9 protein-coding genes and 2 pseudogenes are annotated in these 11,447 nt (G+C 40.3%); 3 read left to right on the forward strand and 8 right to left on the reverse strand.

The genetic code is table 11. The features are described from left to right. Positions 1-529: 529 nt before the first annotated feature. Positions 530-745, forward strand: a complete 216-nt coding sequence (locus G1O98_RS32225; RefSeq protein WP_228058599.1) for a hypothetical protein — start codon at positions 530-532, stop codon at positions 743-745. Next, complete coding sequence (locus G1O98_RS41260; protein ID WP_235116343.1) at positions 717-779, forward strand: excalibur calcium-binding domain-containing protein; 63 nt, start codon at positions 717-719, stop codon at positions 777-779. Before G1O98_RS32225 ends, G1O98_RS41260 begins: the two co-directional genes overlap by 29 nt. 11 nt (positions 780-790) lie before the next feature. Here G1O98_RS41260 and G1O98_RS32230 read toward each other — a convergent pair whose 3' ends face one another. Together G1O98_RS32230 and G1O98_RS32235 are read right to left on the reverse strand one after the other, a co-directional pair. Then, positions 791-2,044 (reverse strand): response regulator, encoded by a 1,254-nt coding sequence (locus G1O98_RS32230; protein WP_163937054.1) that lies wholly within the window; start codon positions 2,042-2,044, stop codon positions 791-793. 67 nt (positions 2,045-2,111) lie between these two features. After that, positions 2,112-4,544 carry an MASE1 domain-containing protein gene (locus G1O98_RS32235; protein ID WP_163937057.1) on the reverse strand — a complete coding sequence of 811 codons (2,433 nt, stop codon included), beginning with the start codon at positions 4,542-4,544 and terminating at the stop codon, positions 2,112-2,114. Between the two features lie 380 nt (positions 4,545-4,924). On the opposite strand from G1O98_RS32235, the gene G1O98_RS32240 reads away from it, so the two are divergent. Next, positions 4,925-5,551 (forward strand): hypothetical protein, encoded by a 627-nt coding sequence (locus G1O98_RS32240; protein WP_163937060.1) that lies wholly within the window; start codon positions 4,925-4,927, stop codon positions 5,549-5,551. Between the two features lie 27 nt (positions 5,552-5,578). Here G1O98_RS32240 and cynS read toward each other — a convergent pair whose 3' ends face one another. From cynS to G1O98_RS32270, 6 genes and pseudogenes are all read right to left on the reverse strand, one after another. Continuing rightward, positions 5,579-6,019: a cyanase gene (gene cynS, locus G1O98_RS32245; RefSeq protein WP_163937063.1), complete on the reverse strand. Its 441-nt coding sequence runs from the start codon at positions 6,017-6,019 to the stop codon at positions 5,579-5,581. Between the two features lie 81 nt (positions 6,020-6,100). Continuing rightward, positions 6,101-6,322 (reverse strand): annotated as a pseudogene (locus G1O98_RS32250) (abortive phage infection protein); the annotation flags it as partial. A gap of 184 nt (positions 6,323-6,506) precedes the next feature. Further along, on the reverse strand, positions 6,507-7,346 hold the full coding sequence (locus G1O98_RS32255; RefSeq protein WP_163937066.1) for a nitrate ABC transporter ATP-binding protein: 840 nt from the start codon (positions 7,344-7,346) through the stop codon (positions 6,507-6,509). Positions 7,347-7,406: 60 nt separating this feature from the next. Continuing rightward, on the reverse strand, positions 7,407-9,395 hold the full coding sequence (locus tag G1O98_RS32260) for a nitrate ABC transporter ATP-binding protein (RefSeq protein WP_163937069.1): 1,989 nt from the start codon (positions 9,393-9,395) through the stop codon (positions 7,407-7,409). Between the two features lie 95 nt (positions 9,396-9,490). Then, positions 9,491-10,324, reverse strand: coding sequence for a nitrate ABC transporter permease (gene ntrB / locus G1O98_RS32265; protein ID WP_163937073.1), 834 nt, complete (start codon positions 10,322-10,324; stop codon positions 9,491-9,493). A 153-nt stretch (positions 10,325-10,477) separates the two neighbouring features. Further along, a pseudogene (locus tag G1O98_RS32270) lies at positions 10,478-11,371 on the reverse strand (CmpA/NrtA family ABC transporter substrate-binding protein); the annotation flags it as partial. Between the last annotated feature and the right edge of the window lie 76 nt (positions 11,372-11,447).

Consider the following 11,447-nt stretch of genomic DNA (forward strand, 5'->3'; position numbering starts at 1 on the left):
CACTAAATAGTTTTTGAGGTCAAAATATTCAGAAATTGAGACTTTTAAGCATTGGTTATAAACTTTTTTTAACTATTTTAAATCTACCCCTTTAGATAGATGAATTTACATCTTTTTCCAAATCTTTACCTAAACATAATATTTCTTAATTTTACTAAGGGTTTATAGTTAAAACTAATACACTTTTCAAAATCTCTCATCAGCAGCGTATTCATTATGGAGCAGTAACAGTTTGAGAGGACGACTTTGAGAGTTTCATGGCATCGCGTCAACAGATGATAATTGCCAAAATTGAAGCTGCTATGGGCAAGCCTGTATTAGCAGTGGACAATTCAGCATATAGTGATGTGACAGATGAAGAAGAGTGATTGAGAGGAAGTATTTCAGATTAAATGACTTACTAGGCAACCCCAAGTACTACCGCATCCATAGACAGCATCCGCGATTTTGAGCTTCTTCCTTGGTGGCACACAGAACATAGTTGCTGATGATGCGTGCTGAGTAAGGAAATCTGGGGATAAAGTAAGAGTTGGGATTTTGGAATCAATCGCAGTCGGTGATGCCTTGGGATTTCCGGCGGGGTAAGAAAAATACTCAGCCTACAACGAACCGATCGCCGCAAGTGCAACAGTGCGATCCGTCTTACCCAGATATTTACATTCCACCCAATTCGGCAGGCTTGAATTGCTCTGATATTCCCTACCGCAGAGAAGAGAGTGATTCCACCAGACCCGCACGGGTTTGATAGAGATGGTGATGGTGTGGGTTGTGAGAGTTGACTATATAAGTCCTACAAAGGCAACATAATTGCAAATTCAGTTCCTTGATTGATTATGGAATTAACCTCCATTACTCCACCATGCTTTTCTACTACAATTTGATAAGCGATCGCCAATCCCAGTCCAGTACCTTTACCAACTATTTTTGTTGTAAATAGATAATTAAAAATTTCTCGCCTCACCTCGTCTGTCATGCCAATACCATTATCGGCAATCCGAATCGTTACATATCCAGGGCTGGACATCTCTGTAAAGATGCTGATTGCTAGGGAATCATTGACTCGCTTACCCTGCTGCCAAACATCTTCTAAAGCATCTACAGCATTAGCTATTAGATTCATGAACACTTGATTGAGTTGTCCTGGATAGCACTCAACTTTTGGTAAGGAAGCGTAGTTTCTGACGACTTTAATTTCAGGTCGCTGTCCCAACCCTTTAAAACGATGTCGCAGGATTAATAATGTATCGTCAAGTCCCTCATGAACATCAAACTTAACCTTTACCGATGTGTCAGTCCGGGCAAAGTTTCGCAGCGACACGGATATTTCTTTAATTCGTTCTGTGCTAATCTGCATGGAATTGAGGAGCTTGGGCAAATCTTCTAAGAGAAAGTCTAAATCTGTTTGAGCGATCGCATTCTGAATGACAGGCGGTAGTTGGGAATAATTTTCCTGACATAATTGCAGGACATGAGTCAGATCAGCAATATACTCTTGAGCAGGAGGAATATTGCTAACAATGCAGCTAATGGGATTATTCATTTCATGTGCTACACCTGCTACCAATTGACCAAGCATTGAAAGCTTTTCTTGTTGCACCAGTTGCACTTGTGCCTTCTGTAACGCTGTCGTTCGCTCTGTAACCATTTGTTCCAGATTATCGGTCAATTGCTTCAGTTGCAAATGGATTCGCACTCTGGCAATCACTTCTGCTTGTTCAAAGGGTTTGGGAATGTAATCAACGGCTCCTAACGAGAACCCTTTCACCATATTTCCAGTATCAGCCAAGGCTGTCATAAAAATAATGGGGATGTTTTGCGTTAATGGATCAGCTTTAAGTTTCTGGCAAGTTTCAAACCCATCTATTCCCGGCATTTGCACATCTAACAAAATTAGAGCAGGTGGTTTATGCCGTACCATGTCGATCGCACTTTCTCCATCTTCGGCAACTCTAACCGCGAAACCTGCACTTTTTAGCGCTTGTGATAATACTGACAAATTAGTTGGATTATCATCAACGATTAACACAAAATCAGGGCTTTTCATGGTTATCAAATATTGTTTATAAAATGAATTAACAAGAGGAAAAATCTTATTAAGGATGATTTACAGTTTATTTAGACTGGTCTATCCATTGATTTAATGCCTCTAGCAATTTTCTGATTTGGAAATTTTCGGCAAGTTGGATTACTTTTTGAGTAAAATCAAAATAAACAGGATAATTACTCTTTAAGTTATTGGCTTCATCCAATATCCCATCCACATTGCCATCTTTTGCTAACTCATACAAGTTAGTCAAAATCTCAATCGAAGGTAAAGATAGATTCTGAGAAGCTGACTGAATATGAGTTTGATTGCACTTGGAATCAACTTCCGATTCTGGTGCATAAATCCATCCCAAATTTAATTTTAATCGAAGTAATTCCAGCAAAACTTCAGCTTCAACAGGTTTAGATAAGAAAGCATCCGCACCAACATCTAAACTCCGATTTTGATCGCTGTCAAACACACTTGCAGAAGAAGCAATTATTACTACGTTTTTTAACTGAGCAGATTGCTTGATGTACCGAATCAGCTCAAAGCCATCCATTACAGGCATAACTAAATCAGTAACGATCAAGTCAGGTTGAGATGTAACAGCCCGATCAATCCCCTCTTGTCCATTACTCGCTTCTATTAACTCAAATCCAATTGGTTCTAATAAATTAAGGATTACCGAACGGTTTTCCCACTTGTCATCTACTACTAAGATGCTGCGTTTTTTGCCTTGATAGCCTGTAATAGTTCCTTGTTGCATTACTCTGGAACTTGCAGCCCATTGTTTTGCTTCTGGTAACTCTACTTCAAACCAGAAAATACTACCTTGACCAATTTGACTTTCAACTTCCAAAGTACTACCCATGAGATAAACAATTTTTTGACTAATAGCTAATCCCAAACCTGTTCCTTCAGATTGTCGTTTGATGTCTCCTGCTTGCTCAAAGGGAAGGAAGATTTTCTGTAATTGCGTCGATGTCATCCCAACCCCTGTATCTTCTACTTGAAAACGAATTTTATAATTAGTTGTTTGTTGTGTTTCTTGACTACTGACCCTGGACGAATGATTAATAACGTTTACTTTTAAAGTCACCCCTCCTTTATCTGTAAACTTGACTGCGTTACCCAAAAGATTAATCAGAACTTGCCGCAGTCTTTTCTCATCGGCGTGGATACCAACCGGGAGTTGAGAGTCGGGCTGATACGTGAAGGAAATAACTTTTTGATCGGCTTTAATCCGACAGATTTCGACTACTCCTTCCAGAAACGAAGGCAAATGGAAATCGATGGGATGCAACTCCATTTTGCGGGCTTCGATTTTAGACAAATCCAGCACGTCATTAATTAAAGTTAATAGATGAAAGCCACATTGATGGATAATTTCAATTCCTTTGTATCCTTTGTCGGACAAGGTTTCAGTCCGTTGTAAAATTTGAGTATAACCGAGGATGCCATTTAGTGGAGTTCGTAATTCGTGGCTCATGTTGGCGAGAAATTCACTTTTGGCTTGATTGGCAACTTCAGCAACAGTTTTTGCTTCGTTGAGTTGGGCAGTTCGTTCTTCAACTCGTCGCTCTAGTTCATCATTGGTTTGCCGCAGTATCATTGCTGATCTTTGGTTTTCACTAGTTACCGCAGAGATCACAAAGGTAGTGATAGCAATTACACAAATGAATGATTGCAACAAGATGAGCGATTCATTAGGTGAGAGTTGTTTGGCAAATGAACCAAAGCCTTTAACAGTACCAAAAACCGCGATTGCTGACATAATAAGTACAGCTAGAGTCGATATCCGCGCCTCAAATCTAAATGCCGTCCAAATTAACGGCGGAATGATCATGTATTCAATTGGGTATCCCCCTGAAAAAGCGACCCGAACAATCGCCATCATTGACAATAAGACGAATGCAAGTTCGATAATTTGTCGCCGATGGAAGCTTCTCGGCGATGGAGATTTTTGCAACCATGCCAGCACTAAAGGTGTAACAATTAAAATACCTGTGCTGTCTGATGTCAGCCAAGTTCGACAAATGTTACTAAATATTGACCAAGGTGCAATACCGCTAATACAAAGCGTTAGTGCAGCCAAGATGGAACTGATTAGGGGGCTGGGTATAGTCAGAACCATAAATTTAAAAACGTCTTGCGAACGCTCTAAGAAATGGCGACGCTTGATAAACTTATGAATTAAAAAAGTTGCTACGAAAGGAGTAATTAAGTTGATAGCCGGAATGATAGTACTAATTAAAGCATTGTTTTTAAAAAAGAAAATATAACTAACAATAAAATCACTCAAAAATATGATGGGCCAGATCCGATAGCCTACCAATAACATTCCTGCTAAAAACACACCGAATGAAGGCCAAAATGCTGATGCACCACCGACAAACGTCATGGATAAACCTATGTATCCAAGTCCGAGGTGAACAATAGGAATGGTCAGTGCTGCTATTATAAATGGACGATCCAGCTTGGGTAGGAATTGCTGCCTTATCGTAGTTTGCTGCATTTCTTGTCTCCGTGCAGATAGCTGAAGGCCAGTAACCCTCAACAAAGGTTGTCCAGTTTATAATTCCCAAAAGTAGTTGTGACTTTTATCACCAGACTTAAACAAAAATTAAGCCCTTTCGATTATTTGCAACGAATCAAACTATTTCTACTCTTGGAGTTGCAAAATCTCGTGGGGATTTCAGAGCCAAAGAGCTAGCGATTGCCGTTACTAGCCATATTGGGGTTAGTGAAATCCTTGAGAATTACTTTAGATATGCACGAAATCTTCGTACAGTTATTTGCGCCTGGAGCTTAGAACATTCTCGTGCCCTGGCTGCGGAATTTTCTCGTAATTATATTCCTGTTTCTACTTACAGATTAGACTTAGTTACTGATGAGATGAGAAGGCAAGGTTTACGGGGTGCGAGTCCCACTAAAATTTATAGCGCCATTTTCATCGCTTTTATTGAAAATATTACTAGATTTACTCTTGGTGATTGGCGCGAAATCGTTAAAATGGTTGAGCCATCCCAATCAGCAATTACCAAAAAAGCATGGGAATTGTACAAGGAAGCTTTTGAGCGACATAAAAACCGCATCCTGGCTATGTCTTTTGTTGAACAGAAAAAGCTAAAACAACAAGGCAGTAGCAATGTGGCGACTAATGTAACGACAATAGAAGCTCTTGGGCAGTTGGAGAATAGTATATTCTGGGAACCAAAACCACAGGAAAAGTCATCTAAGTTCAAAAAGAATTTAGGCGATAATTATTTTCGAGTGAAGTACAAATCACAATGGAAAGAATCCTTAACTTACTGTTCAATGCTAACAGGTGATTTTTTAAACATAAATGCTGGACTATTCCATGTGGAAGTTAAAGATGTATATGTAAATATCTGTATTGAGGTTAGAGAACTTCCTGGGCTGAAATGCAAACTAACAGAGATTTGTGATCCCGCAGAGATTGAGTATGCCTTTACTCAAGGGTTTGGGAAGCTTGCTAAGATCATGTTCCGGTTAAGTTGATTCCCAATCTTGGGTCATAATTGAAAATTACCATTTTTTGTAAGGGAGGAATTTACCTGACATAACAATTTTCACGCGTTCGCCTTTTGGGTCTTCTTCCTTGTCTACATCCAAAGTAAAATCAATAGCACTCATAATTCCATCACCAAACTTTTCTTGAACTACATCTTTTAGTGGAAGTCCATACACCTGCATAATTTCATAGAACCGATAAATAAAAGGGTCAGTTGGAACAACAGCATCACTACCTTTTATCGGATATTTACTCAGTTCTTTAGCATCGTCTATATCAAGCCCTAATGTATCAACTAATAACTTTGCTTCTTCAGGTGAAGCACTCGCTTGGCGATAAATTACAGAGGCAATCCATACTTCGTTACATTGCAGAACTTCTGCTAATTCTGCAAAAGTCAGCCCTTTGTTTTCTTTGGCTGTTAAAAGTTTTTGGGTAATTTCAGGAATAGACATTTGAACGTAAAATAGAATTAGATTTATACATTAACAAGCATACACTAACTCAACGTATGAAATTCAAAACCCAGTTCCTATGATTTTTGTACCGACTGTATTCCCTGCTGTTTTCTCCGACACCAAATATTTACGGAAATAGTTCGTCCACAAGTGTTGGAGGAAATCTTCAGCAAATTCGTTAAACGGCAGAATCCATTTATAGTCCTTGTCCAAAAATACCCGATAAGATGCAATTATCGGTAGTGCCAGGTCAGTTGGCGCACCAAACCCGAATGAATACTTGCTGTCAGGCAATAACGTCGTTCTAGCTCGACTTTATCCATTTTTACGCAACCCAAAACCCGACGCCGAAACCATTGCGGGACGCTAGTTTTAGTTTTTGGACTTGAGCGTAAATCAGTGAAATGGAAAAAGTATTTGCCAAAAAACCAGGATTTTTGTCGGATAAGGAAAGCCAAGTTCTTAATTTTGGATAAAGTCGAGCTTACTCGTCAGCGTGAGCAAATCGGCAAAAGAGAAAGTCTAGAGCGTAGTTTCGCAGGTTGTAGTATTCTGGATCTTCCATAATGCGGCGACGATTGCGGGGACGGGAGAAGGGAATATTGACGATTTCACCAATGTGAGCAGATGGGCCGTTAGTCATCATCACAACTCTGTCTGCTAAGAAAAGCGCTTCATCAACGTCATGAGTAATCATTAGTACGGTGACTTGATGCTCACGCCAGATTTGCAGAAGTTCTTCTTGTAATTCTTCTTTTGTGATGGCATCTAATGCCCCAAAGGGTTCATCAAGAATTAAAACTTGCGGACGGATGGAAAGGGCGCGAGCGATCGCAACTCGCTGTTTCATCCCACCAGAAAGCTGATTGGGTTTCTTATCAGTTGCTTCTGTGAGTCCCACCATTGCCAAATGTTCTCTGACGATCGCCCGTTTTTCTGCCTGGGGTTTTTTAGGAAATACCGAATCAACAGCCAGATCAACGTTATCAAAGACACTCAGCCAAGGGAGTAGACAATAATTTTGGAATACCATCATCCGGTCTGGGCCTGGTTCTGTGATTGGTTTGTTTTGCAGCAAGATAATACCATCTGTGGGAGTGTTAAACCCGGAAACCATGTTGAGCAGAGTTGATTTGCCGCAGCCAGAGTGACCGATTATGCAAACAAATTCGCCTTCTTGCACTTCCAGGTCAACTCCATCCAGTACGGTGTAAGGACCTTCAGAAGTTGGATAAATTTTGCTTACACCTTCAATCACCAAAAAATTTTCTGCTTTTTTTGTTTGCAGTTGATTGATCTGGGTATTTCTGTTTACTATTTGCATCGTGGGTTTATCTATGGGTAGTTTGTTATTTGTCAGTCACAAATGGTCAATGACTAATGACTAAATAAATACTTCTTCAATACGTATTTGCTGTTTAATTTCTAGGCTTTTGAGATACTCTATTGGCTCTGATGGGTTAAAAACTTTCCCATCAAATAAGTGAACAGGGTCATCTTCTCCGATATCGAGTAAGCCTAGTTCGCGTGCAGCAGCACCAAATATATCTGTGCGGCAGACTCTTTCAATTACCTCTACCCAGTTTTTCGGAAAGGGTGTTAATCCCCAACGTGCTAGCTGAGTGGTCATCCACAAAATTTCAGTGCGGTTGGGATAGTTGGTTTGATTGAGATAAAACTGGTTGTATGCTTTGAATTCTTGTGGTTCTGTACCATCCCCGCGATCATAGCAATCAATGAAACCAGGACGAACATATACAGGATTTATGTCTAAGTATTCAGGACGGCAGAGTATTTCTAAAATTTCTTCACGGTTGCGGAAATCGTCACAGTATTTACAAGCTTCTAACAGTGCTTTAAGCAGAGCAAGATAAGTTTCTGGGTATTTCTGCGCCCAATCTTCCCGCACTCCCAAAACTTTTTTCGGCTGTCCTGACCAAATTTCCAAAGCTGTGGCGGCAACAAAGCCTAAGTCTTGATGAACAGCAAGATAGTTCCAGGGTTCTCCAGCACAGTAACCGTCAATATTTCCGGCTTTGAGTTGAGAAACCATTTCCATTGGTGGAATCACCCTTAAGCTGACATCTCGATCAGGATCTATATCACCAGCCGCCAGCCAATAACGCAGAATTAGGTTCAGCATAGAGGTTGGATGAACTACACCCAAAGTCAAAATTTGGTCGGGAGCAGCGTTAATGGCTACTTTTAAGTCTGCCAGATTTCTGACACCTTGGGTATACAATCTTTTGCTTAAGGTGATGGCGTTCCCATTGCGAGAGATATTTAGGGCATTAATTATAGGAATTGGTTTTTTACCACCAGCACCCAAAGTTAGGGCTAAGGGCATTCCCGCCAACATTTGGGCGGCGTCTAATCTGCCAGTAACAACATTTTGAGCTATTTCCTTCCAGCTATTAGCACGAGTGAGGGTGATATTTTCTAAACCATACTGGGCAAAGAAGCCTTTTTCTTGAGCAACGATTAAAGGTGCAGCATCAGTTAGAGGCATAAAGCCAATTTCTAAATTGACTTTTTCTAAGCCGTTGCGGGATATGGCTACTGGTGCTGAAGTCTGCTGTGCTTTGCGTTTCTTAACCAGCTTTTGTTGGTTGAGGAAGTAAATCATTTCATTCCGCAGACTGTAGTAGCTGGGATGTTTGACGACTTCCAAGCGTTGACGCGGGCGAGGGATTGGCACTTCGAGAATTTGCCCGATATGAGCTTCTGGTCCATTAGTGAGCATGACGACGCGATCGCTCAACAAAAGCGCCTCATCTACGTCATGTGTCACCATCACGCAGGTAACGCTGTGTTCGTTGCAGATTTTCATCAGTTGCTCTTGTAAACTACCCCGTGTTAGAGCATCCAACGCCCCAAAGGGTTCGTCTAGCAGTAATAACTTGGGACGAGTTGCTAAAGCGCGAGCGATCGCTACCCGTTGTTTCATTCCCCCAGATAACTCGCTAGGACGTTTATTAGCTGCCAAACGCAGCCCTACCATCTCGATATGTTCTTCGATAATGCTTCGGCGATCGCTTTTGGGCTTACTCTTGTACACTTCATCCACAGCTAGGGCAATATTTTCCCGTACTGTTAACCAAGGCAGCAAAGAGTAGTTTTGAAAGACAACCATTCGATCTGGACTGGGTTCTCTAACTTCTCGCCCTTCTAAGGTCACACCTCCAACACTCGCTCTATCTAAACCTGCAATGATATTGAGCAAAGTAGATTTACCACAACCAGAATGTCCAATTAGTGAAACAAATTCACCTTGTTGAATTTTCAAATCAATATTTTTTAGAGCAATGTATTTGCCGCCATTCGGAAGTTCAAATACACGGTCAATGTGGTCAACTTCAACAAAAGTAATCATTTTTAATTTGTAATTCGTAATTCTTAATTCGTAATTCGTAATTCGTAATGGGGAAGTAACTTATTTCCTATTCCCTACTCCCCATTTCCCATTCTCTACTCTGGGACAACTTTGCTAGCTATAAAACCAACCAATCTATCTAGCAGTAAGCCGACTAAACCAACATAAATTAGTGCGAGGATAATTTCGCTTAAGTTAGTTTCTGTAGTTGTGTTGTAAGCATCCCAAATAAATGAACCAATTCCCACGCCGCCGACTAACATTTCTGCTGCAACAATTGCTAGCCAAGATAAACCAATGCCAATGCGTAACCCTGTGAATATATAAGGAACAGTGGCAGGAAACACAACTTTTAGGAAATACTTTACTCCTTTCAAACGTAAAACTCTAGCTACGTTTACATAGTCTTGAGGAATTTGTTGCACGCCCACCGTGGTGTTGATCACAATCGGCCAAATGGATGTAATGAAAATTACGAAAATAGCTGAAGGATTCGCTTGTTGAAACGCTGCCAGGGAAATTGGCAGCCATGCTAGAGGCGGTACAGTCCGCAACACTTGGAATATTGGATCTACGGCATTATAGAGTAACTTATTAGCACCAACGAAAATTCCCAATGCAATGCCAACAATTGCTGCTAGCGAAAAACCTAAAGCGACTCTTCCCAAACTACTAAGTATTTGCCAGCCCAAACCTTTATCACTTTCACCATTATCAAAAAATGGATCAATGATAAAAGGATTCCAAGTTTCTGAAAATGTTTCTATTGGGCCAGGTAAACCAAAGTTAGGAGTTAAACAAACTAGTTGCCAAATCACTAGAAATACAGCTAATGCTATCAGTGGCGGCACAATTTTTTGCGAAACTAATTTATTGAGATGTTTGCGGTTATTTTTTCTAATATTGCGATTTCCAAGGATAGCTGCCATTACGTTTTTTCTCCAATTGTCTTTATGTAGCCAAGCGTAAAAATGAAGTTTATAGTAAGTGATTTAGTCCTAATAAACCTTGCTATGAACGACAAATTTCTCACTACTAACTAGGATTTTGCTGGGGATGCCTGATTGTGCCTAAACGCTTCATTAAACCTTCTTAATTTTCAAACTTTTCAAATATTCTTCTGGTTTCTCAGGGTCAAATTTTACACCATCGAAAAAAGTCTCAACTCCACGAGAACTACTCTTAGGAATTTCAGAATCAGCAACACCAAGAGCTTTAGCTGCTTTTTTCCACAAGTCCTCTTTATTCACTTGATTAACTATTTCTTGAACCTTAGTATCTTTTGGTAAATAGCCCCAGCGAATTTCTTCTGTTAAAAACCAAACATCGTGACTCTTGTAAGGATAGGAAGCATTATCTACCCAGAACTTCATCGGATGTGAAAAGTTTTGCTGAGTTCGTCCATCGCCGAAGTCAATATTGCCTTTAGACCTTTCTAAAATATCTGCAACAGCAACGTTAAAGTATTTACGGTCAGAACAAATTTTGCACATTTCCTCTTTGTTTTCGGCGCGATCGCACCATTGTTGAGCTTCCAGTACTGCCATCAACAATGCCTGTGCAGCATTGGGATTTTGATCAACCCAATCTTTCCGCATTCCAAAGGCTTTTTCTGGATGATCTTTCCACAATTCGCCTGTAACTAAAGCTGAATAGCCTAATTTTTGGTTGACCAATTGAGCGTTCCAAGGCTCTCCCACACAGAAAGAATCAATAGTAGCGACTTTCATATTTGCAACCATTTGTGGTGGTGGTACAGGTGATAAAACCACATCTTGATCTGGATTGATACCACCAGCCGCCAGCCAATAACGCATCCATAAATCGTGGGTGCCACCAGGAAAGGTCATACCAAATTTCAAGGCTTTTTGCTCGGCTTTGGCAAGACTCGCAGCTTCTTTCAGCGCCTTGCTTTCTAAATTTACATTAAGGTTTTTAAATTTATTTGCAACGGAAATAGCCTGACCATTGGTATTAGACTTGTCCGAAATATTAACTTAGGAAAAGAAAAATGGTAAAACGTTAAATTGAACGTCTACTACTTTTCAGAAT

It is taken from the genome of Nostoc sp. UIC 10630 (assembly GCF_010747425.1).
In the GTDB taxonomy this organism is placed as follows: domain Bacteria; phylum Cyanobacteriota; class Cyanobacteriia; order Cyanobacteriales; family Nostocaceae; genus Nostoc.

Coding starts and splice junctions, on each gene's coding strand:
- G1O98_RS32230 (WP_163937054.1), bottom strand. CDS start 2,044: ATGAAAAGCCCTGATTTTGTGTTAATCGTTGATGATAATCCAACTAAT.
- G1O98_RS32235 (WP_163937057.1), bottom strand. CDS start 4,544: ATGCAGCAAACTACGATAAGGCAGCAATTCCTACCCAAGCTGGATCGT.
- G1O98_RS32240 (WP_163937060.1), top strand. CDS start 4,925: ATGAGAAGGCAAGGTTTACGGGGTGCGAGTCCCACTAAAATTTATAGC.
- cynS (WP_163937063.1), bottom strand. CDS start 6,019: ATGTCTATTCCTGAAATTACCCAAAAACTTTTAACAGCCAAAGAAAAC.
- G1O98_RS32255 (WP_163937066.1), bottom strand. CDS start 7,346: ATGCAAATAGTAAACAGAAATACCCAGATCAATCAACTGCAAACAAAA.
- G1O98_RS32260 (WP_163937069.1), bottom strand. CDS start 9,395: ATGATTACTTTTGTTGAAGTTGACCACATTGACCGTGTATTTGAACTT.
- ntrB (WP_163937073.1), bottom strand. CDS start 10,324: ATGGCAGCTATCCTTGGAAATCGCAATATTAGAAAAAATAACCGCAAA.